Origin of the sequence: Cellulophaga omnivescoria (assembly GCF_001999725.1) — a bacterium.
Classification (GTDB): domain Bacteria; phylum Bacteroidota; class Bacteroidia; order Flavobacteriales; family Flavobacteriaceae; genus Cellulophaga; species Cellulophaga omnivescoria.
Map to the genome: position 1 here is coordinate 16251 of NZ_MDDP01000050.1, position 23212 is coordinate 39462.

Below are 23212 nucleotides of genomic sequence, written 5' to 3' on the forward strand. Positions count from 1 at the left end.
TTACCTGCAAAGATAAATTAATGATATAGAAAAATAACTAAACCCGAGGTTATTGTTAGATTATGTAAGTTATTAGCCTACTCAAACTTAATAGATTTAACTGGGCTAATTCTAGTAATTATGTAAGATGGTAATAACAACATAAGTAAACAAAGTAACATTACACCTATGTTTAGTAGTAATACAGTTACAACATTAATATGTACAGGTATATACTCTATATAATATTCTTTTGGGTCTGCAAAAGTTAAAAACTTAAATTTACTCTGCAGCCATAGCAGTCCCAAACCAATTAAGTTACCCCAAAATAAACCAATTGCAATTAAATAAACTGCATTGTATAAAAACACTTTACGCACACTCCAATTTGCTGCGCCAAGAGCTTTTAAAATACCTATCATTTGTGTGCGCTCTAAAATTAAAACCAACAGAGCAGTTATCATATTAATACCGCCAACAATTATCATAATACCAATAATAAGTGCCACATTAAAATCAAACAAACCTATCCACTCAAAAATACTACGGTACTTATCTTTTATATTGCTAGAGTCTAATGTAGAAACTGTAGCTCCGTATATTTCTTTACTTTTAGCATCTATAGCATCAAAACTATTTAAAAAGACCTCAAAACTACCCACTTGGTTTTTATCCCATTTGTTTATACGCTGTATGTGGCGTATATCTACAAAAACATAAGTACCATCAAATTCTTCAAAACCACTATCATACAAACCAACAATAGTGAAGTTTCTTCGGTTTGGTGTTTGTGAAGGATTATTATCTTTTAAAAAGAAGGTAGAAAACTTGTCTCCTACTTTTAGTTGTAACCTATTAGCAATTAATGAAGAAATTAACACTTCTTCATTTAATTTATCTTTATAATTAGGTAGTTTACCAGCAACCAAGTACTCTTTAAAAACATCCCAATTATAATCTTTTCCAACTCCCTTTGCTATAATACCTTCAAAAGTATCATCCGTAATAATTATTCCGCCTTTATTTGCAATTGCTTGTATATGCGTTATACCACTAACAGATGTAAATTCTGGATAAAATTTTTGATGTATAGATACGGGAACAACAGACACATCTGAGGTGTTATTGTCGTAATTAAAAATTTGAATATGCCCATTAAAAGCAGCTACTTTTTCTCTTACTTTCTCTTTTAGTCCGTCTCCTGTAGCAATTGCAAAAAGCATCATAATTACGCTCAATGCAATTGCTACAATAGCAATTTTTATTATTGGCGCAGATATACTACTTTTATTCTCTTTACCTTTAATTAGGCGTTTAGTAATAAAAAATTCTAAGTTCAATTTATGGCAATTTTATCCGGTTTCAAAAGTACAGTTTTATTATGGTTTTTAATACTATCTGCTTGTGGAAACGCCCCAAAAGCTAATTTTACAGCAAAAGTAGAAGAAAAAATAGAAGTTAGTACTCCCAAAAAAATTGTTGTAGCTGCTAATAAAACAAATAGCTATTTATCGTTATTAAAGGGTAAAAGAGTTGCTATTGTTGCCAACCAAACTAGTGTTATTTTTAAAACGGACAGCACGTATACTCATCTGGTAGACTCACTACAGACATTAAAAGTAGACATTAAAAAAGTATTTGCCCCAGAACACGGTTTTAGAGGCAAGGTTGATGCTGGTGAACACGTAAAAGATGGTGTAGATACTAAAACAGGTTTGCCCTTAATATCTTTATACGGTAAAAATAGAAAGCCAAATAATACACAATTAAAAGATATTGATGTGGTGCTTTTTGATATACAAGATGTTGGCGTACGCTTTTATACCTATATAGCAACCTTGCAATTGGTTATGGAAGCTTGCGCAGAAAACAATATTAAAGTTGTTGTGCTAGACAGACCAAACCCAAACGGGCATTATGTAGACGGCCCAACAATGGAAACAGAACATAAAGGTTTTTTAGGAATGACAAATATTCCTTTAGTATACGGAATGACAATTGCAGAATATGCAACAATGATAAATGAAGAGGGTTGGTTAAATGGCGATAAAAAAACAGATTTAACCGTAATAAAACTTGACAATTACGAGCATACTAGTGATTACATTTTACCTATTAGACCTTCTCCAAACCTGCCAAACAATACTGCAATTACACTTTACCCTAGTTTAGGTTTGTTTGAAGGTATGAACATTAACGCTGGCCGTGGTACAGAGTTTCAGTTTCAGCGTTATGGTGCTCCTTTTTTAGACAGTACAAAATATGGTTTTACTTATACTCCGCAACCAAATTTTGGATCTAAACACCCAAAACACAAAGGAAAACTATGTTATGGTAATGACTTGTCTAAATCTGAAAGAATGAACAGTATGACATTAAAATGGATTATAGATGCTTATGAAAATAGTACCGATAAAAGCAACGTATTTTTAACAAACGGATTTACAAAACACGCTGGTACAGATAAATTACAAAAACAAATAGAATCTGGTATGTCTGAAACAGAAATTAAAAAAACTTGGCAACCAGCTATTGAAGAATTTAAAAAGATAAGAGCTAAATACCTTTTGTACAACTAAGTATTAGTTGTAGGTTTCCTATATTTATGAAAGGGTTGCTTTAGCAGCCCTTTTATACTTGCATTCTCTACCTCATCTGGAAAAGTATCTACACCATATACAATGCTATCACGATCTAATTTCATAAATGTACCAAACAACCTATCCCAAACTGAAAAAATGTTGCCGTAATTAGAGTCGGTATAAGGCAAAACATAATGATGATGTACTTTGTGCATATCTGGAGATACTAAAAAATAACTAATAAAAGCATCTACCTTTTTAGGTAGTTTAATGTTTGCGTGTCCAAATTGTGTAGCAACTAATGATAAAGATTGGTATAACATTACAACACCCATTGGTGCACCAACAATAAAAACACCTGCTAAAGTAAATACAAAACGTATTACGCTCTCTAACGGGTGGTGCCTGTTTGCTGTAGTAGTATCTACATTATGGTCTGTATGATGAACCAAATGTACCATCCACAACGGTTTTACTTTATGCTCTGTAAAATGTGCTAGGTAAGCGCCAAAAAAATCTAGTAACATTACACCTATTGTAACATACAACCATAATGGCATTTTTGGTAACCAATTTATAATACCAAAGTTATTTACAACAGTCCAATCACTTGTTTTAAGTAATAAAAATGCTAGTAAAAAATTTATTACAACAGTAGTAAACGTAAAAAATATATTAGGCAATGCGTGTCGCCATTTTTTGTACGTAAATCGTTGTAGCGGTAAAACACCCTCTAAAAGCCAAAAAAATGTTATACCACCAACTAAAATTAGGCTGCGGTGAGCAGATGGTATGTTTTCAAAATACGTAACTATACTTTCCATCTTCTAAATATAAAAAAAACCGTTAACTTTTTGGTTAACGGTTTTTTTAAAAAATTAAAAATATTATACTTTAATTTTCTTTTTCATTTCTTCTACAATGTTATATGCAGCCGGACAAATAGCAACATTTTTTAAAGTTAAATTACTTATTTGCTGAAACTTTTTACGGTCTGTATGCGGAAATTCTCTGCACGCCTTTGGTCTTACATCATAAATAGAGCAATAATTATCTGAACCTAAAAAAGTACAGGGTACGCTTTGCAGCACATAATCATTATCTTCATCTACACGTAAATAATTTTGTATAAACTGTTGTGGTTTTTGCCTAAAAAATTTTGCAATACGCTCTACATCTGCATTAGTAAACAAAGGCCCCGTAGTTTTACAACAATTAGCACAAGTAAGGCAATCTGTTTTAGTAAACTCCTCTTCATGAAGCTCTTGCATTACATAGTCTAAGTTTTTAGGCGGCTTTTTTTTAAGCCTTGTAAAAAACTTTTTATTCTCGTTTTGTCTCTCTTTTGCCTTTTTGGGTAGTTCTTTTAAAACCTCTTCCATTATTTTAATAAACTCATAGCTGTTTCATACAAATCTCTACTCCAAGCTTCAGAAGCAGCTCCAATTTCTTTACTAAGAACTTGCTGTTTAGATATTATTTTTTTTCCTACTTCAGAATTATAATATGCATTAAGCTCTTGCTTTTGTTCTTCTGTCATTTTTGTTCTATCGGCAAGCATTTGCTTTGCAGCCTCACCTCTGTAAAAGCCTAACATTTCTTTTATGTCATCTTGAGTAAAATGTTTTGTGTAAACCGCTTCTAAATCAGTTAAAATTTCACTAACAGCTTTACTTTTATTATCATTTAGATATTTGTAAGCATCTGCATTATTATCCGTTTTTGGATGGTTTTTAGTAAGCATTACTAACAATTGATCGTATGCATACTCGTATTGTGCTGCAGAACCGTTAGCTTGTAAATAGGTTGCTACTAAACTTTTATCTTTTTGTGTTTGGGCCATACCATTTGCCGTAATAAAAAAAACTAAAACCAATGCAATTCCAAGTTGTTTCATATAAAATACTTTCTATTGTTGTTAAAAAATGCCACTTTTGTTGGCTAAAATACAAATAAAATGGGAAGCGATATTTTTGGTGCCGCAATGTTAGACTATCTAAATAATACTTACAAAGAAGACATTGTAACGCGTTCCTCTATTTCTGAAGATGATACAATTCCTGTGCCATATCTTTTTAGAGACTATGCAAAAATGCCAATTATAGAGCAAAAAGCACTAGTATTAAGTAAAGGAAAGGTTTTAGATATTGGTTGTGGCGCTGGTAGCCATAGTTTGTATTTACAAGAGAAAAACATAGATGTTACAGCTTTAGATTCATCTAAAGGAGCTATAGAAACTTGTAAAAAAAGAGGTGTAAAGCAAACAATACACGCCAAAATTCTAGATTACAATACCACTACGTATGATACTCTTTTACTACTAATGAATGGTATTGGTATAGTTGGCACATTGCAGAAATTAGGTGATTATTTACAGCACCTAAAATCTCTATTAAACACAAACGGACAATTGCTACTAGATTCTAGTGATATTATTTATATGTTTGAAGAAGACGAGGATGGCGGCTACTGGATTCCTCCTGGCAAAGATTATTACGGAGAGGTAGATTACCAAATGCAATACAAAAATGAAAAAACCAACACTTTTCCTTGGTTATATTTGGATTACAACACACTACAACGCGCTGCAATTATAAATGGTTTTAACTGTGAACTGATAGTTGAAGGAGAACATTACGACTATTTAGCTAAACTTACCGTTGCTAAACAATAGAAATACAAATTATTACGTTTGGCTAGTAGGGTTTTGTTGCAACTAACTGTTAGTTATAAAAAGATTTTTATGAAGAATTTTAGCGCTTTACTATTTGCCGTTTTACTTGTTATTAGCTGTTCTAGTACAGATGACAGCTCTGCTGAACAAAAAGATGGGACCAACAAAGCATCTAACCTACAAGGCTCTGGAGATTCTGCTAATGATATTTTAGCTAACACAAAATTCTCTAAACTAGCATTAGAAGTTGTTTATGTAGATGGCTTTAGACCTAATGATGCTTCAATTGCGAACTTTACAGACTTTATTAATGATGTTACTTTTAAAAACGAAATAACAACCACGTACAAGCAAGTTTCTTCTCCTAATAAAGAAAGTTTAACGATAGAAGAAATAGCTAAGTTAGAAACTGATAACAGAACTGCTTACAATACAGATGACACCTTAGCAATTTATATTTACTTTGCAGATGCACCATCTAACAATGATGATAAAGAAACTAACTCTGTAACTTTAGGTGCTGTATACCGTAATACATCTATGGTAATTTATGAGTCTACAATAAAAGAATTAGCAGCTAAAAGCACATTAGTTTCGGAAACATCTGTAGAAACTGCAACTTTACAGCATGAACTTGGCCACTTAATGGGCCTGGTTAATTTAGGAACAGAAATGGTACACCCGCATGAAGGAGAAACCACAAATGATGACGGCGAAACTGTTGGAAGCAACCATTGCAATGTTGAAGATTGCTTAATGAACGCAAAATTAGAATTTGGGGCTGGTATGAAAAAAATGCTTATTGCAAGTAAAAACGGATTACCTACTTTAGACGCTGAATGCATAGCAGATTTAAAAGCTAACGGTGGTAAGTAGTTAATTTTTGCAACTACTATTTAGCAAATAATTGATTTAAATCTTTAAAGGCTTTAAACTCTAACGCATTACCAGCAGGATCATAAAAAAACATAGTAGCCTGCTCACCTACCTCATCCTTAAATCTCACATAAGGTTCTATTACAAAAGTTACACCCTTAGCCTTTAAGTCTTCAGAAAAATTCTCAAAAGTTTCCCAAGGTAATACTACACCATAATGTGGTACAGGAACATTTTTTCCATCTACGGCATTGGTGTGTAGTTCTTCTGTTTCGGTTTTTGGCTTGTAATGTATTACTAATTGATGACCAAACAAGTTAAAATCTACCCAATGGTCACTACTTCTACCTTCTGGACACTCTAAAACATCTCTATAAAAAATTCTACATTCCTCTAAATTATGAACAGGAATGGCAATATGAAAAGGTGCTATTGGGTATGTCATTTTATATAATTTATTTATGCTTCTTTTATGAATGATATAACAGCATTACTTACCTCATCTTGATGTAATGAATGGCCATAACCTTCTGTTACTAGTAGTTTGCTATTTGTCCAATTTTTATGCACCAACTCAGAGTCCGAGCAAGGAGCTATTAAATCTAACTTATCATGCACAAGTAAACCTTTTTTAGTGTTCTGCTTTGCATATTCTGAGATAGAAAAATCTTCTGGCAAAAAATTAAACTTATCAAATATAAATTCTTTTAAACTGTTAAAAACAGCTTTATTAAACTTTAACATTGACTTGTAATTCTTTAATATAGTATAAAACTCTGATGGTGCACCTAGTATTACAAGTTTTTCTACAAATGGGTTGTTGTATTTGTAATTATTATACAAGGTTGTCATACCACCAACACTATGTCCTATAATATATTTTGGTTGGTATTTGGTTATTAGTGCTTGTGTAACCTCTGTATAAATTGGTACGTGCAAAACTGAGCCTGTAGAGTTACCGTGTGCAGGTGCATCAAAAGCTATAATATTATAATTTTCTTTAGTTAAATACCCAATTAAATTGCGCCACCTAAAGACATTACTTTCCCAACCATGCAACAGTAAAATAGTTTCTTTTTCTCCTGACCATTGGTATACTTGTAAATCTAAATTATTGGTATTTATTACCTCTTTTTTTGCCTTGTTTAAAAATTCTGTTTGGTGTGGCAAAACTTTACCTTTTCTTGGGGTACAAAAAAGATAAAATGCTTTTTTTGCTGCTAACCGTTTACTGAAAACAGATAGCACATTAAAATATGTACCATAGGCAACAGGTATAATTTTACTTAGCATTTTTTTCATAAAATATAGTGTAGGCTATTATAAAATAAGGGTTAATCTTCTTCTCTATTTACTGTATCTATAGAAAAAGCTGGGGTACATATAGAAATATACTCACAAGAAGCACTAAAAGGGTTAGCATATTGTACGCGTGTATTTTTTTCTATGCGTATAGATTGCCCTTGTTCTAAAACAACAAGCTCACCATCTATAGAAAATTGCTTTTTACCTTTAATAATATAAGTATACTCTGTAAATTCTGGAGTCTGAAAAGGCTCTGACCAACCTGGAGGAGCCACCATATGAGCAATACTTAAATCCTGTTGCTTGTTTGTTGCTCCGCCAAAATGTTCTTCAATTAATTTGCCATCTGTAGTAGGTACAACAAAAGGCTCTGTTTGTATGGTGTACTTCTTTTTCATACTATTCCCAGTCTATCATTAAGTATTTTATTTTAGCAGCGTCTGGTATCTGTATTGCTTCAATATTGGTATTGTTACTGTAGCGTAAGTTCTCTGGCAGCTCTTTTTTATCAATAGTAAAATACACATCACTATCTTTTATAAATAAAACTACATTATTCATAGAAGTTAATACCTTATGAATAGTGTAATTATCCTTAATATCTTTAAACGTACTAAGTAAATTAATCCCTTTATCTGTAGTGTAACGCGGATCTAAAACTCTAATATTATCAATTATAGAGTCTTTACTAATACTTACTGTAAACAATGGTTTTCCACCCTTTTCATAAATATGCTCTTTGCGTACACTAGCACTTAGTTGCACTGCATCATCCTTAACTATAGAATCTGTTGCATAAATTGTTTCTAAATCTTTTGCCGAATTTTCTTTTGTTAATTTACCAAAACTCGTTGGCGTAATTAAAAAATCTGACTCTGTTCCTTTGCCGCATTTTGCCGCCAAAATTGCCACTGCAACTAAGCAGGTAATTGTAATTTTTTTCATTTAAAATATATAGTTAGTAAGTAGGTTTTTTTAACGTAATACTTTTTTAAGCACGCCTAACACACCTCTAATAAAAGTTGCACTGGTTAAAACTTTTACCACAGGATTTTGCCTTGTACTTCTAGAGCGACTACTTGTTCTTTTAGCTGCTGGTTTCTCTTTTTCTTTTTCCGCTAGAGCTTCTGCTTTTTCAATTTTCTCGTTAAGCATTTCATAAGCACTCTCTCTATCTATTACATCATTATATTTTTTAACCAAAGAAGAAGCATCTATCACTTCTTTTAGCTCTTTATCTGTTAAAACATCCATACGACTCATAGGTGCGCGCAACATAGTAGCGGCTAGCGGAGTTGGCCTACCTTTTTCATCTAAGGCAGAAATTAAAGCTTCTCCTATACCTAAAGATGTTAATACATCTTCTGTATTGTAATACTCACTATCTGGATAATTTTGTGCTGCTAATTTAATAGCTTTTCTATCTTTTGCTGTAAATGCACGTAATGCGTGTTGCACTTTTAATCCTAGTTGGGCCAAAACATCTTCTGGAACATCTGCAGGATTTTGAGTTACAAAATATACACCAATACCTTTAGAACGTATTAATTTTACAATACTCTCTATCTGGTTTAATAATGCTTTAGATGCTTCATCAAAAATTAAGTGAGCCTCATCTATAAACAATACTAGTTCTGGTTTATCACTATCTCCTTGTTCAGGAAAAGTATCATAAATTTCAGCCAATAGACTTAGCATAAAAGTTGAAAACAACTTAGGCCTATCTTGTATATCTGTTAATCTTAAAATATTAATGTATCCCCTACCGTTTTCATCAATCCTAGTTAAATCATCTACTTCAAAAGATTTTTCACCAAAAAATAAATCGGCTCCTTGCTGTTCTAACTCTATTATTTTTCTAAGAATTGAACCTGTAGATGCAGAAGAAATTCTTCCGTAGCTTTCTTTAAACTCTGCCTTACCTTCTTCTGTAGCGTACTGTAGTACTTTTTTAAAATCTTTAAGATCTAAAAGTGGCAATTTATTATCATCACAATATTTAAAAATAACTGCAACAATACCTTCTTGCGTTACTGTTAAATCTAAAATTCTAGAAAGCAACACCGGACCAAATTCAGATATTGTAGCTCTTAACTTTACACCATCTTGCTCAGACAACGACAAAATTTCTACAGGAAAACTTTTAGCGTTAAATGGCAAACCTATTTTAGCATGGCGTTCATCTATTTTAGGATGTCCTGCACTTGGTTGTGCTATACCACTTAAATCTCCTTTTAAATCCATTAACATAACTGGCACCCCTTTGTCTGACAAGTTTTCTGCCAATACTTGTAAAGTTTTTGTTTTGCCCGTACCTGTAGCACCTGCAATTAAACCGTGTCGGTTAAGTGTTTTTAAAGGTACTTTTACAAACGCATTTGTAACGGTTTCACCGTCTACAATACCAGCGCCCATAGTTATAAAATCTCCTTTTGTTGCGTATCCTTTTTCTATGTCTGCTAAGAACTTTTCCTTGGTGCTCATTTCTTAAAATTTTGATAAAAATAGCTTAAATTTAAACAACTAAAAAGAGAAGTTTTGCTGTAAATACAATAAAACATTAAGTAACAACCACCATAATTGTTGTTTTTTTTATGTTATACAGTAACACTATGCTATCTTTTACGTAAAGTTAGATAGTAAAAAACAAAAAATGTATCTTTGCATAATGGTTAAAAATGAGGTATTAGCATTGGTAGATAAAGGAGAAATGCTTCCGTTAATGGAAGAATTTTATACCATACAAGGAGAAGGTTTTCATAAAGGAACAGCTGCATATTTTATACGTGTAGGTGGTTGTGATGTAGGTTGCCATTGGTGTGATGTTAAAGAAAGTTGGAATGCAGCTACGCACCCACCAACAACTATTGATGCCATTGTAAATAATGCTGCAAAATACTCTAACACAATTGTGGTTACTGGTGGCGAGCCTTTAACTTGGAATATGGCTCCGCTTACAGAGGCTTTAAAGGCTAAAAATTTACAAACACATATAGAAACTTCTGGTGCATATACCTTAACTGGTATTTGGGACTGGATTTGTTTATCGCCTAAAAAAAATAAATTACCACAAGGTATTATTTATGATAAGGCACACGAGCTAAAAATGATAATTTATAATAAAAACGATTTTAAATTTGCTGAAGAACAAGCGGCTAAAGTAAACAAAGATTGTATTTTATATTTGCAACCAGAGTGGAGTGTTAAAGATAAAATGACACCGCTTATTGTAGATTTTGTTATGAAAAATCCGCAATGGAAAGTATCCTTACAGACGCATAAGTATTTAAACATACCATAGAAAAAACAAAAAAGAAGCTAGTATAAATTATACTAGCTTCTTTTTATTACAGCTGTTTTACTTTTAATGTTGATGAAAAGCAGCAGATACAAATTTTAAAACTTCTGGTAGAGACTCTCTCCAATAGGTCCAATTATGAGCCCCGTCACGAACCCTATACTCGTGTGGTATTTTCTTTTTCATCATAGAAATATGCACTAAACTATTGCCCTCAAACAAAAAATCATCATCACCACAATCTATATACCAACGTACAGATTTTATATCGTTTACAGGAACAGTATCTAATAAGGAAATGGCTGAATGTCTTTTAAAATAATTCTTCATTTCTTCTACCGTTTTGTTTTCACTTTGTGCAAAATCTTTTATTTTAACCGTGTCTTGTGGCAACATACCTACAGAAGCACTAAGCGGACAAGCAGAAGAAAACAACTCTGGTTTGTGTAAAGCATACATAAAAGTACCACCACCACCCATAGAGAGTCCAGATATTGCACGATAACGCTTTTCTCCTTTTATACGGTATTTCTTCTCTACATAAGGCATTAATTCTTCAAAAAAGAAATCTTCATACCTCCAGTCTTCAGTATTAAAATATCCACGTTTGCCAGTATCAGCATCTGGCATTACAATAATCATTGGTGTTGCCTTGCCTGCTTTTATAGCTTTGTCTGTAATATGCAAAACTTCTCCAAATTGTACCCAACCGGTATGGTCATCTCCTGCTCCGTGTAATAAATACAGTACTGGATAATCTCTTTTAGAAGTTTCGTAATCTGGCGGTAGGTAAATTGAAAAATTACGTTCGCTCTTTAATATTTCACTAGTAACTTTTAGGTTATCAAAAACCTTACCTGTTTGCGCTTTAGTTATAAAATTAAGCAGCAAACAAAAGCAAATAGTAGGTATTAATTTTTTCATGGGACAAAAAATTTTATAAGCTAGTGTCCCTAAATATAAAAAATGTAGTCCAAAACAGGACTACATTATCTTTAAACCTTGTAATATATTGGTTAAGTTACCACTGTAACTTAATACAATATTAAAACTACTCTTTAATAGCAATATAAATAGGAACCTCAGCATTTGTTGTATCTTTTGCAGTATCACCATAAACTTCAAAATCTGCGGTATACAAACGATCTAGATCTGTACCCCAGATCTCTAACCACTTTTTATATACAATACCTTTGGATAAATTTCCTTGAGCTTTAAATTCTTTATAGGTCGATGCCTTAAAAGAGTGGCCAACCATACCTTCTGGGATTTTATCTAATGAAGAAACTTTACATCCTAAAATGGTATCGTACGGTTTTGTGTAGTCGCTCTCATAATTTGTATAGATTGAAAAAACAGCCGTACTCACCTTATTTGGTATTTTATTTATACAGTTTTGAGACATAAATGTATTCCACAATGCAACTATATCTTTTGCAGCTTGCTCGTTTTCATTTGTAGTACGCACCTTAATACCAATTACACTAAAAGATTCTAATTTTACAATATTCATAGCTTTCTATTTTTATTTACTTCAAAAATAAACAGCTACTATGTCATAGATATGTCAGGGGTACTCTTCCATTTTTTTCTAGCCATATCAAAATAATCTTCAAGTGTTATTTTATGCGGATTAAAAGTATTGGAAGAAATTATCATTTGCTGAATGCAGTCTACCCTAAAAGCTCTAAAGTCTTTTCTAAGTCTACAAAAAGCAATTAACACCCAATTGTCTTTATTATGTATTAACGCAAATGGCTCTATATCTCTTTTTGTTTCTTTCTGTTCTAAAGACAAGTAGTTTATTTGTATTACTTTATAATTAGTTAATGCTGTTTGCAGTTGCATTAAATAACTACTTGTTTTCTGATTCTCTAAATTGCTTCTTATTTGTAAGCGCTGGGTAAGCAATGCTACTTTATCTTTTTGAGAATATTTAAGTACAGCTTTAATTTTTTCTACTGCGCTAACATATCCATCAACAAAAGAAGTATCCTTATTCTTGTTTATAATTTGCTCTGCAGTTATTAAAGCATTTGCTTCTTCTTCTGTAAACATTACAGGCGGTAACTTATAACCATCTACCAAAGAATAGCCTTTACCTTCTTCTGTATAAATAGGAATCCCAGATTGTTCTAAAGTACGTATATCTCTATAAATAGTTCTAATACTAACTTTATACTTTGCAGACAATTCTGTAGCTGTTACAACTTTTTTAGTTTGTAACTGAGTAACAATTGCTGTAAGTCTAACCAATCTGGGTTTCCCTTTTTCCATTTACTCTTCTTCTTCTCTGCTTATCTCTTCATTATTAAAATCTTCATCATCATTTACCTCTTCTTCCTGACTAACTTCTTCTTGACTAACTTCTTCTTGAGTAGTTTCATCTAAAACCTCATCTAAAGCATCCGTGTCCACTTCTATTTCTTCAATTTCTTCTTCATACAACTGTACCCACTCTGTCCAAGAGCCATCATAAACAGATGTATCTTTAGTGTCATCTACCAACTTACTTGCTAATAAAATAACGCAAGCTGTTAAACCAGAGCCACAACTAAAAACTAGTGGTTTATCTTCTGCTAAAATGGGATTAAAAATTTCTGTTAATGCTTCTTTAGATTTAAATTTACCATTTTCTAAAACTTTTGTAAAAGGAAGATTAACTGAACCTGGAATGTTACCACTAGCCAATTCTGCTCTAGGTTCTGGCTCCGTACCATTAAACCTACCTTCAGAACGTGCGTCTATAACTAAAGCGGTATTGCTCTCTGTATTTTCTTTAACCATAGAAAAGTTTACCACAGCAAACTCTTTTTGATGTGCTATAAAATTACCCAATGGCACTCTTTTTTTAGCTGTTTCTTCTGTTGGCAAACCTTGAGCTACCCACTCTGGCAAGCCACCATCCAAAACTGTTACAGCACTATGACTAAATGTAGTAAACAACCACCATACGCGTGGTGATGTGTATACGCCTAAATTATCATACACTACAATTTTACTGGTTTTTTTTATCCCCAGTTTGCGTGCTTCTTCTTGAAACTGTTTTGCACTTGGTATTGTATTAGGAAAATTGCTTGACGCATCACTAAAATTATCTTTTATATTAAACTTACGAGCTCCTTTTATTTGTAAATTTTCTAGGTCACTACTTAATCCGGATACATTTGTGACCGGACTAGCATCTAAAATTATAACATTACTTTCTTCTATCAATAAGGCTTGCAGCTCTTTAGCCGAGATAAGGGGTGTTTTCATTAGTTTATATTTATGCGGATTAAAATTACCCAATTAAATGGTAGGTTTGGCGCTAACTTATTAACATAAAAAAAACCATTACACGCTGTGTAATGGTTTGCTATTATTACTAAGAATACCAATATTTTTTTGGTTAAAACTTATGTTGTTTATTATTTGTTAGCACTTCTATGGCGCTCTCTAGCTAGTAACGTGTTTTTTAACAACATTGCAATTGTCATTGGTCCTACACCACCAGGAACAGGAGTAATAAATGATGCTTTTTTACTTACATTTTCAAAATCTACATCACCCGTAATATAATAACCTTTTGGCTTGGTATCATCTGCAACACGTGTAATACCAACGTCTATAACTACTGCATCATCCTTAACCATTTCTGCCTTTAAAAAGTTAGGAACACCTAATGCAGATATAACAATATCTGCCTGAGAAATAATTTGTGTAATATTTTTTGTAGCACTGTGTGTAAGTGTAACTGTAGAGTTTCCTGGCCAACCTTTACGCCCCATTAAAATACTCATTGGTCTACCAACAATATGACTACGACCAATAACAACGGTATGTTTTCCTTTAGTATCTACTTTATAACGCTCTAAAAGCTCTAAAATACCAAATGGAGTTGCAGGTATAAATGTACTCATATCCAACGCCATTTTACCAAAGTTAGTTGGGTGAAAACCATCTACATCTTTATCTGGGTCTACTGCTAAAAGTACTTTTTGCGTATCTATCTGCGGAGGCAATGGTAGTTGTACTATAAAGCCGTCAATTTCGTCATCTTGATTTAGTTCCTCAATTTTACGAAGCAACTCTATTTCACTAGTTGTACTTGGCATTTGCACCAAAGTAGACTCAAAACCAACACGTTCACAAGAACGTACTTTACTGCCTACGTAAGTTAAACTAGCACCATCATTACCAACTATAATTGCCGCCAAGTGTGGTACTTTTTCACCACGATCTCTCATTTTGGTTACCTCAACGGTAATTTCCTCTTTAATTTGGTTTGATACTTTTTTTCCGTCTAGTAATTCCATTATTAGATTGTTAGTTTGATGGTTTTTATATTACAATTACATTTTATTGATTAAGGGCGCATACCTTTCATACCACCCATCATTTGCATCATTTTTTTGCCGCCACCGCCTTGCATCATCTTCATCATTTTGCTCATTTGGTCAAACTGTTTAAGCAATTGGTTTACTTCTTGCACAGATCTACCACTACCTTTTGCAATTCTCTTTTTACGACTAGCATTAAGTAAATTTGGTGTTTCACGTTCTACAGGAGTCATAGAGTGTATTATTGCCTCTACGTGTTTAAAGGCATCGTCATCTATATCCATACCTTTTAATGCTTTACCAGCACCAGGTATCATACCCATTAAATCCTTTAGGCTACCCATTTTCTTAATTTGCTGAATTTGCTTTAAGAAATCATCAAACCCAAATTTATTTTTGGCAATCTTCTTCTGTATTTTGCGTGCCTCTGCCTCATCAAACTGTTCTTGTGCACGCTCTACTAAAGACACAACATCTCCCATACCAAGGATACGTTCTGCCATACGCGATGGGTGAAAAACATCTATTGCATCCATTTTTTCACCAGTACCAATAAATTTAATTGGTTTAGTCACAACAGATTTAATAGATATGGCTGCACCACCACGAGTATCACCATCTAATTTTGTAAGTATAACACCATCAAAATTTAAAACATCATTAAAAGCTTTAGCTGTATTTACGGCATCTTGCCCTGTCATAGAATCTACAACAAATAATGTTTCTTGAGGGTTTATTGCTTTGTGTACATTGGCAATCTCTGTCATCATTTCCTTATCTACAGCTAAACGACCAGCTGTATCTATAATAACAACATTATGTCCGTTTGCTTTTGCGTGTGCTATACCAGCTTCTGCAATTGCTACCGGATTTGTATTACCACGGTCTGAGAAAACCTCTACTCCTATTTGCTCACCTACAACGTGTAACTGATCTATAGCCGCAGGACGATAAACATCACAAGCAACCAATAGAGGTTTTTTAGTTTTTTTAGTTTTTAGGTAATTAGCAAGTTTACCAGAAAAGGTTGTTTTACCAGACCCTTGCAAACCAGACATTAATATTACTGATGGTGTACCAGATAGGTTTATGCCTTCTGCATCACCACCCATAAGCTCGGTAAGCTCATCCTTAACCAACTTAACCATTAATTGGCCAGGCTGTAAGGTTGTAAGTACGTTTTGACCTAGTGCTTTTTCTTTTACTCTATTGGTAAATTCTTTTGCTATTTTAAAGTTAACATCGGCGTCTAATAAAGCTCTACGAACTTCTTTTAAAGTTTCTGCTACATTAATTTCTGTAATTTGTCCGTGTCCTTTTAAGACGTGGAACGCTTTATCTAACTTTTCACTTAAATTATTGAACATAAGTCTACTTTTTTCTGGAAATGCAAATTTAATAATTACATTGGGAAGTGTATGCTTTAAGCAAAAAAATATAACATAAAAAAAGGGCAACTTATATAAAGTTACCCTTTTGCATAATTATTATGTGCTACTATTTAGCTGCACACTTTGGTTAAGACAATAATTTCTTCTCCTTTTTCTAGTGTAAATGCTTCTTCACTACACTCAATTACTTTCCAATCTCCTCCATAATTTTCAAGAATCATAGTAAAGTCATTAAATGATAACGTTCCGCTTTGTAAAGACCAGTTACCTTCCTCTACAACTGTATTGTTGGCATCATAAACGTGAATATTATTACTTGAAAAATCTATTAACAACTCTTCTGAAAAAGTACCATCTACATTTGTAATTTTAAATTTACACTCACCCAGTAGAGCTTCGTTTATTTCTGCATCGCTACAAGCTGCATTTTCATCACAATTTCTTTGCAATACGTTTTGATAAATTAGCTCATTCTCATTATAAATATCTACAAATATTTGATTTTGTGAGTATGACGATATTTTCCATTTTTCTGCTATTAACTCTTGGTTAATGTTGTAAAAAATAATTGCATTACTTTCTACAGCCCAAGTAGAAAAAGTATCTATAGTAAAAACAGTTCCGTTATCATCTACAAACTTAACATTTCCATTTTCTAAAAACATAATGTTATATAACCCAATAGATGAGCTACTTGGCACAGCAAAATTCCACTTACAACCATCTAACAAATCTCTAATTTCTTCATTAGAATAGTCGTTAGATAACTCACAGTGTTTTTCTAGTATTATTTTATCAGTACCGTTGTTAGCAAATAGTTTTATTCTATTATCATTTAACTCGTATACATACCAATCCAAGTTAAAATCTGCCATAGTTTCAAACTCCATTTTTAACTCTACTCTATTGCTAGTAGCATTTACGCTAGTAGACCAAGTACCTTCTACATAATTACCTTGATTGTTTTTAGTAACAACACTTCCGTTTTCTTTAAAATCCATAACAAATTCTAAATACTGCTCTGTTTGCTCTTGGTTGTTTCTAAAAATTTCGTCTATCATCCAAGGGCAATCAATTAAAAATGCATCTAACCTTTCTTTTGTAAAGTCATCATCATTATAATCATTGTCATCATCTTCATCACACATATCTTTTGCACTCTCTAACACAGCTGCTAATTCTGCATTGCTATTAACAACCACTTTAGTATTATCGTATTTTTCTAAGGTAATAGGGAAATCTAGACCAACAATGTCATTATCACCAAGACCTGCAAAAAATAATCTAAAATCTTTATCACTTTTAACCGTAGTAGTATTTGTTATTTCTAAGTTAGTATTAAAACTAAATACATCTATTGGGTACACAAAATCTATACACTCAATATCATCATCTTCACCACCTTCTACACAGTCTTTAGCTTTCGCTAATAACTCTTCTTTACTATTAATAGTAATTTCTGTGTAGTTAGACAATGTAATTTTTACTGGAAAAATAATTTCTAAATCATAATCGTTAGAATCTATTTCATCTAAAATTTCTTCAATTAATTCTAAATCTTCAATAGAATCTATAGTAATATCTAACCCATTTACATTAACCTTGTAAGGGAATTGTATTGCAAAACAACTGGCACCATCAACTATATTATCATAAGAGCCATCTTTAGAAGATGTTCCCTTAATTAATGCTGCTGTGGCAGAAGTAGACTCAATAGCTTTGCCGTCACTATTGTTTGGCAACTCTTCAAACTCTTCTTGACAAGAGGTTAGACTAAATGTTCCCATAAGTAGGATTGCGAACATAAATTTTGCGAAAAACTTTTTCATAATAATTTGGTTTATTTTTTGTTTTATAGCTCTATAACAATTCAGTTAAAAAAAACCCTACCAATAAAATATCATTTTTTTAAAATACCTTTGAAAAAAAATAAACAAAGTAGTTTTGAACATAGACAACCATAATAACGTTTGCGAAGAAAAGATATACAACCAAGTCTTTACAACCAACTCTAAAACGGTGTTTAATTACATATATTATAAGTTTGGTAACGAAGAAAAGGCTTACGATGCTGTACAAGAAGCATTTGTAAAATTATGGGAAAATTGTGCAAAGGTAGTACCTAGTAAGGCCAAAGCATATGTATACACTATTGCCAATAATTTATATTTAAATATGATTAAGGCAGACAAAGTACGCCTAAAATATGCGCATTTAAATACTGATGTAAGTAATGAAACACCAGAGTTTTTACTTGAAGAAAAACAATTTCAAGAAAAATTAGAAAGAGCACTTGCTAGTTTACCTGAAAACCAACGAACTACTTTTTTATTAAATAGAATTGATAAAAAGAAATATGCAGAAATTGCAGAATTAGAAGGCGTAAGCGTAAAAGCAATTGAAAAAAGGATGCATTTGGCACTAAAATCTCTTAGAGAACATATAAATGGTATTTAAAATACTGGTGCACAAAATTATAGATTTATAAAAAATAAAATATAAAGTAGGGTTTTTTACTTATTGATTGTTATACCTACGTAAAGCAAAAATTATGCAAGAAAATTACCTAGCCAAATGGCTTAATAACGAGTTAACAGAGGAAGAAATTATTCAGTTTAAAAAAACCGAAGAATATACCTCTTACCATAAAATAATTACAGCTTCTAACAACTTACAAGCTCCAGAATTTGACCAAGAAAAGGCTTTACAGGCAATTAACAACAAACGTAATACTATTAAAGAAACTAAGGTTGTTAAATTAAATCCATTAAAAAAATACATAAGTATAGCTGCAGCTGTACTATTAATATGCAGCTTAGGTTATTTTTACACTACTACTCTAGACCAAACCATTAGTACAGATTATGCGCAAAACAATGAGTTTGTGTTACCAGACAATTCTGAAGTTATACTTAATGCCGAGTCTAAAATAGCATACAATAAAAACAGTTGGGACAAAAAAAGAGATGTATCTTTAGAGGGCGAAGCTTTTTTTAAAGTAGCAAAAGGAGAAAAATTTACGGTTACAACCAACCAAGGTATAATTAGCGTATTAGGCACACAATTTAATGTAGAAACAAGAACTAACTTTTTTGAAGTTACTTGTTATGAAGGTCTTGTTAACGTAAATTACAATGGCAAAGATTATAAAGTACCTGGCGGTACATCTTTTATGGTAATTAATGGTAATGTGGCACCACTTAGCCACGTAAAAACATTAGTTCCTTCATGGACACTAAACGAAAGCACATTTAAGAGCATACCGTTAGAGTTTGTTTTTAATGAACTGCAAAGACAATTTAACTTAACGGTAACCACAAAAAACGTAAATACAAAACAACTATACACTGGCTCTTTTAACAACAAGGATTTAGAACTTGCCTTAAAGAGTATTAGTATACCTTCTAAAATTAGTTATACATTAGAGGAGAATAAGGTGTTGTTTTATGCTCAGGAATAAGTTTTTTAGAGTTATTTTTTACTGCTTTTTTTTTGCCATTAGTTATGTAACTAGTGCGCAAGAAACAAGTAATACTATACCTTTACTTAAATACATACAACAATTAGAGCAGACATTTAATATTAGGTTTTCTTATGTAGATAAAGATGTAGAGCCCTTTAATATTAAACCTAGCACAAGCACCAATTTAAATAATATACTAAGTTATATAACTACAAAAACAGATTTAAAACTTACCCAATTAAATAAGCGTTACTTTGCATTATCTAAAGAAAATACTATTAGTATACACGCTAAGTTTTTAGATAATTTTGAACAAAACACTATTAACGGTGCAAGTGTAGAAGTATTGCAACATAATATAGCAACCGTTACAGACTCTACAGGTTACTTTACACTAAATAAGGTACCTAAAAATGCTGTAATAAGAATACGTTTTATTGGCTACAAAACTCTACATTTTAATGCCACAGAACTAAACAAAAACAAACCTGTTAACACCTATTTACTTAGTCAGCATTATGTAGAATTAAATGAGGTAATTGTTTCTAAGTTTTTAACAACCGGTTTACGCAAATCTAAAAATGGTAGTATTGTTTTAAAAACTACAGATTTTGGTATTTTACCAGGACTTATAGAGCCAGATGTTTTACAAACTGTACAGGCATTACCGGGCATAAAAAGTAGTAATGAAACTGTGTCTGATATAAATGTACGCGGAGGAACAAATGACCAAAACCTAGTGCTTTGGGAAGACATTAAAATGTACCAATCTGGCCACTTTTTTGGATTAATATCTGCTTTTAACCCCTACCTAACAAACAGTGTATCTATTACTAAAAACGGTACTAGTCCGCAATATGGAGACGGTATTAGTAGTGTTATAGATATGAGAACCAATAACAATGTTAAAGACTCTTTTTATGGAGGAGGCTTTAATATGATAACTGCAGATATTTATGCACAGGTACCAATAACAAATAAAGGAGCTTTTCAATTCTCTGCAAGAAGATCTGTTACAGATTTTTTAAATTCTCCTACCTACAATAGATATTTTGATAAAACTTTTCAGGATAGCGATATAGAAAACGATACAGAAGACAGTGAAGTTACTAGAAAGGAAGATTTTTATTTTTATGATATTACCGCTAAAGCAATGTATAACATAAATAAAAACCACAAAGTACGCTTTAGTTTTATACAAATGAACAATGCCTTAAAATATGCAGAAACAAATGCTAATGAAGAAAATAGTAACAGTAGTTTAGACCAACAAAATACCTCTTTTGGAGGCAGCTTACAAAGTACCTGGAATAGTAAACTAACTACAAAAATTAATGCATACCGCACATATTACAATTTAAATACCTTAGCAGTAACTAATAGGCAAGAATTACAACAGAACAATAAAGTATTAGAAAATGGCTTAAAATTAAATGTAAACTATAAAATAAATAGTACTATGGGTATTTTAAGTGGTTACCAACTTATAGAAACTGGTATTTTAAACCTAACTAACGTAACACAACCGCCCTATAGAAAAAATATAAAAGGAGTTATTAGAACAAATGCTATTTTTAGTGAATTAAATTACAACACCACAAAATTAAAAGCCCAAGTAGGTGCTCGTTTAAATTATATTGAAAATTTAAATACCTTTAAAAGATGGATATTAGAACCTCGTTTAAATATAAATTACAGCATAGCTACCTATTTTAATGCTTCAATATTAGGAGAATACAAAAGTCAATCTACCAACCAAATTATAGATTTAGAACAAAACTTTTTGGGAATAGAAAAAAGAAGATGGATTTTAGCAGATGAAGATGAACTACCAATAACCACAAGCAAACAATTATCTGCTGGACTAAATTACGATAAAAACAGTATTTATATTGGTATAGAAGCTTTTTACAAAAATGTAGAAGGCATAAGCACCCTTACACAAGGATTTCAAAATCAAGACCAGTTTAACGGAGAAATAGGAAAGTACAATATTAAAGGTGTAGAATTTTTAATTAATAAAAAGGCAAATAACTACAGTACTTGGTTAAGCTATACATATAACTTAAACAATTACACATTTAAAGACATTACACCAAACACTTTTCCTAATAATTTAGATATTAGGCATACCATAACATTTGCAACAACTTATAATTATAAGAATTTTAAAATAGGTGCTGGTATAAATTATAACTCAGGTAAACCTTATACAGAACCAGAAGAAGGCAATAATGCTTTAGATGTATTAAGTTTTCCTTCTAAAATAAACTACAAAGACCCAAACAGTAGTAGATTACCTAGTTACGTTAGAGCAGACTTATCTGCTTTGTACAATTTTAAAATAAATAAAAAGTACAAAGCAACAATAGGTGCATCTGTATTAAATGTTTTAAACAAAAAAAATATTTTAAATAGATATTACAGAGTTACTAATGATAATGAAATAGAAACGGTAGAAAGCGTATCACTAGGCATAACACCAAACGCTAGTTTTAGAATTAGTTTTTAAAGCTTGCTATGAAAACTAAACTCTTCAAAATTTAACATACGCGTAATTATTTTATACAACTCCGGAAAAGTGTCTACAAAATCTGATGGAGTTTCTACGTAATTTTCTAAAGCAACAGCAAAAAACTCATGAATATTGGTTGTAGCATAAGGTCTAAAATACTGCGTGTTTTCTACGCGCTCTAAAAACGTCTTATTGTGCAATAGTTTTTCCATTTTTGTCAATCCGTTTCTAAATTTAACCGCAGTATATTTTAAATCTTTTTTAAAATGAAAAGCTAAAGCGTGTGCAAACTCATGTACACCTAAATTTAAATTATCTGTAGCATCTTCAAAACCACTAAGCACATGTTCGGCAGAAAAAACCAATGTTTTTAATTGCGGATTATATTCTCCTAAATGGTTTTGCTTAGTTATTGTAGAGAAATAAGCAGAAGGGTAAATAAGTATTTTTTTTATTGTAGATATTCTGTAATCTTTAAAACCCAACATTAAAAAAGCCGCCGTTGCAGACAACAGCAGCTTTATTTCTTCGTCTTTAGCACTTTTTTCAGAAAAAATAAAGGTTTTATTAGCTCTAAATCTAGACACTCTATTTTTAAACTTCTGTTTGTGTTTTGGAGATAGTAAGGAGTATGCCGGTAAATTTTTAACTATTAAATACTCATCTGCTGCAGATAATTTTATATTATTTTTAGAAGGTGTAAAAAAATACAAATCTGCTATATAGTAAAGGATATAAATAAAATAGCCTAAAATTGCTAACAAAGCAGTAATACCAAAAATACTAACTCCTAAATCATCACCCATA

Annotated in this window: 24 protein-coding genes; 7 read left to right on the forward strand and 17 right to left on the reverse strand. The window is 31.9% G+C overall.

Annotated elements, in window-relative coordinates; genetic code table 11:
* Positions 1–77 precede the first annotated feature (77 nt).
* On the reverse strand, positions 78–1319 hold the full coding sequence (locus tag BFJ87_RS15345; RefSeq protein ID WP_077406657.1) for an ABC transporter permease: 1242 nt from the start codon (positions 1317–1319) through the stop codon (positions 78–80).
* 3 nt (positions 1320–1322) lie between these two features.
* Between BFJ87_RS15345 and BFJ87_RS15350 the strand changes: the two genes are divergently transcribed.
* Complete coding sequence (locus BFJ87_RS15350) at positions 1323–2558, forward strand: exo-beta-N-acetylmuramidase NamZ family protein (RefSeq protein ID WP_077406660.1); 1236 nt, start codon at positions 1323–1325, stop codon at positions 2556–2558.
* On the opposite strand, the gene BFJ87_RS15355 is transcribed toward BFJ87_RS15350, so the two are convergent.
* The 3 genes from BFJ87_RS15355 to BFJ87_RS15365 all read right to left on the reverse strand — a co-directional run bounded on the left by BFJ87_RS15355 (position 2555) and on the right by BFJ87_RS15365 (position 4458).
* Positions 2555–3385 carry a sterol desaturase family protein gene (locus BFJ87_RS15355; RefSeq protein ID WP_077406663.1) on the reverse strand — a complete coding sequence of 277 codons (831 nt, stop codon included), beginning with the start codon at positions 3383–3385 and terminating at the stop codon, positions 2555–2557. The genes BFJ87_RS15350 and BFJ87_RS15355 overlap by 4 nt on opposite strands.
* Positions 3386–3448: 63 nt before the next feature.
* Positions 3449–3943 carry a YkgJ family cysteine cluster protein gene (locus BFJ87_RS15360; RefSeq protein ID WP_077406666.1) on the reverse strand — a complete coding sequence of 165 codons (495 nt, stop codon included), beginning with the start codon at positions 3941–3943 and terminating at the stop codon, positions 3449–3451.
* Entirely contained in the window at positions 3943–4458 is a 516-nt protein-coding gene (locus tag BFJ87_RS15365; RefSeq protein ID WP_077406669.1) for a DUF2059 domain-containing protein, read from the reverse strand. Before BFJ87_RS15365 ends, BFJ87_RS15360 begins: the two co-directional genes overlap by 1 nt.
* A 60-nt stretch (positions 4459–4518) precedes the next feature.
* On the opposite strand from BFJ87_RS15365, the gene BFJ87_RS15370 reads away from it, so the two are divergent.
* Together BFJ87_RS15370 and BFJ87_RS15375 are read left to right on the forward strand one after the other, a co-directional pair.
* Positions 4519–5235, forward strand: coding sequence for a class I SAM-dependent methyltransferase (locus BFJ87_RS15370; RefSeq protein ID WP_077406672.1), 717 nt, complete (start codon positions 4519–4521; stop codon positions 5233–5235).
* Between the two features lie 69 nt (positions 5236–5304).
* The gene (locus BFJ87_RS15375) at positions 5305–6111 is read left to right on the forward strand and encodes a hypothetical protein (RefSeq protein WP_077406675.1); all 807 of its coding nucleotides are present in this window, start codon (positions 5305–5307) and stop codon (positions 6109–6111) included.
* Between the two features lie 16 nt (positions 6112–6127).
* On the opposite strand, the gene BFJ87_RS15380 is transcribed toward BFJ87_RS15375, so the two are convergent.
* The 5 genes from BFJ87_RS15380 to BFJ87_RS15400 are packed head-to-tail and all read right to left on the reverse strand — an operon-like array spanning position 6128 to position 9900.
* Positions 6128–6556 (reverse strand): VOC family protein, encoded by a 429-nt coding sequence (locus BFJ87_RS15380; RefSeq protein ID WP_077406678.1) that lies wholly within the window; start codon positions 6554–6556, stop codon positions 6128–6130.
* A gap of 14 nt (positions 6557–6570) precedes the next feature.
* The gene (locus BFJ87_RS15385) at positions 6571–7413 is read right to left on the reverse strand and encodes an alpha/beta fold hydrolase (RefSeq protein ID WP_077406681.1); all 843 of its coding nucleotides are present in this window, start codon (positions 7411–7413) and stop codon (positions 6571–6573) included.
* Positions 7414–7445: 32 nt separating this feature from the next.
* The gene (locus tag BFJ87_RS15390; protein ID WP_077406684.1) at positions 7446–7814 is read right to left on the reverse strand and encodes a cupin domain-containing protein; all 369 of its coding nucleotides are present in this window, start codon (positions 7812–7814) and stop codon (positions 7446–7448) included.
* Position 7815: 1 nt separating this feature from the next.
* Positions 7816–8361 (reverse strand): hypothetical protein, encoded by a 546-nt coding sequence (locus BFJ87_RS15395; RefSeq protein ID WP_077406687.1) that lies wholly within the window; start codon positions 8359–8361, stop codon positions 7816–7818.
* Positions 8362–8391: 30 nt separating this feature from the next.
* The gene (locus BFJ87_RS15400) at positions 8392–9900 is read right to left on the reverse strand and encodes a helicase HerA-like domain-containing protein (protein WP_077406690.1); all 1509 of its coding nucleotides are present in this window, start codon (positions 9898–9900) and stop codon (positions 8392–8394) included.
* A 169-nt stretch (positions 9901–10069) separates the two neighbouring features.
* Between BFJ87_RS15400 and BFJ87_RS15405 the strand changes: the two genes are divergently transcribed.
* Positions 10070–10717: a 7-carboxy-7-deazaguanine synthase QueE gene (locus BFJ87_RS15405; RefSeq protein WP_245799650.1), complete on the forward strand. Its 648-nt coding sequence runs from the start codon at positions 10070–10072 to the stop codon at positions 10715–10717.
* Between the two features lie 63 nt (positions 10718–10780).
* On the opposite strand, the gene BFJ87_RS15410 is transcribed toward BFJ87_RS15405, so the two are convergent.
* The 7 genes from BFJ87_RS15410 to BFJ87_RS15440 form a co-directional block, all read right to left on the reverse strand.
* Positions 10781–11638 (reverse strand): alpha/beta hydrolase, encoded by an 858-nt coding sequence (locus BFJ87_RS15410; RefSeq protein WP_077406695.1) that lies wholly within the window; start codon positions 11636–11638, stop codon positions 10781–10783.
* A 127-nt stretch (positions 11639–11765) separates the two neighbouring features.
* Positions 11766–12227, reverse strand: coding sequence for a GyrI-like domain-containing protein (locus BFJ87_RS15415; protein ID WP_077406698.1), 462 nt, complete (start codon positions 12225–12227; stop codon positions 11766–11768).
* A gap of 38 nt (positions 12228–12265) precedes the next feature.
* Complete coding sequence (locus tag BFJ87_RS15420; protein ID WP_077406700.1) at positions 12266–12991, reverse strand: helix-turn-helix transcriptional regulator; 726 nt, start codon at positions 12989–12991, stop codon at positions 12266–12268.
* A complete protein-coding gene (locus BFJ87_RS15425) occupies positions 12992–13972 on the reverse strand; it encodes a sulfurtransferase (protein WP_077406703.1) in 981 nt (326 codons plus the stop codon).
* Positions 13973–14124: 152 nt separating this feature from the next.
* On the reverse strand, positions 14125–15012 hold the full coding sequence (locus BFJ87_RS15430) for a bifunctional 5,10-methylenetetrahydrofolate dehydrogenase/5,10-methenyltetrahydrofolate cyclohydrolase (RefSeq protein ID WP_077406706.1): 888 nt from the start codon (positions 15010–15012) through the stop codon (positions 14125–14127).
* 50 nt (positions 15013–15062) lie between these two features.
* The gene (gene ffh / locus BFJ87_RS15435; protein ID WP_077407149.1) at positions 15063–16403 is read right to left on the reverse strand and encodes a signal recognition particle protein; all 1341 of its coding nucleotides are present in this window, start codon (positions 16401–16403) and stop codon (positions 15063–15065) included.
* Positions 16404–16537: 134 nt separating this feature from the next.
* Complete coding sequence (locus BFJ87_RS15440) at positions 16538–18256, reverse strand: hypothetical protein (RefSeq protein ID WP_077406709.1); 1719 nt, start codon at positions 18254–18256, stop codon at positions 16538–16540.
* A 115-nt stretch (positions 18257–18371) separates the two neighbouring features.
* Between BFJ87_RS15440 and BFJ87_RS15445 the strand changes: the two genes are divergently transcribed.
* The 3 genes from BFJ87_RS15445 (at position 18372) to BFJ87_RS15455 (ending at position 22402) form a co-directional block, all read left to right on the forward strand.
* The gene (locus BFJ87_RS15445; RefSeq protein WP_077406712.1) at positions 18372–18884 is read left to right on the forward strand and encodes an RNA polymerase sigma factor; all 513 of its coding nucleotides are present in this window, start codon (positions 18372–18374) and stop codon (positions 18882–18884) included.
* A gap of 94 nt (positions 18885–18978) precedes the next feature.
* Entirely contained in the window at positions 18979–19887 is a 909-nt protein-coding gene (locus BFJ87_RS15450) for a FecR family protein (protein ID WP_077407152.1), read from the forward strand.
* Positions 19874–22402, forward strand: coding sequence for a TonB-dependent receptor (locus tag BFJ87_RS15455; protein WP_077406715.1), 2529 nt, complete (start codon positions 19874–19876; stop codon positions 22400–22402). The genes BFJ87_RS15450 and BFJ87_RS15455 overlap by 14 nt, the downstream gene beginning before the upstream one ends.
* Here the strand turns inward: BFJ87_RS15455 and BFJ87_RS15460 are convergent.
* A complete protein-coding gene (locus BFJ87_RS15460) occupies positions 22399–23211 on the reverse strand; it encodes a zinc-dependent peptidase (RefSeq protein WP_077406718.1) in 813 nt (270 codons plus the stop codon). The two genes, BFJ87_RS15455 and BFJ87_RS15460, sit on opposite strands and share 4 nt — an antisense overlap.
* Position 23212 lies beyond the last annotated feature (1 nt).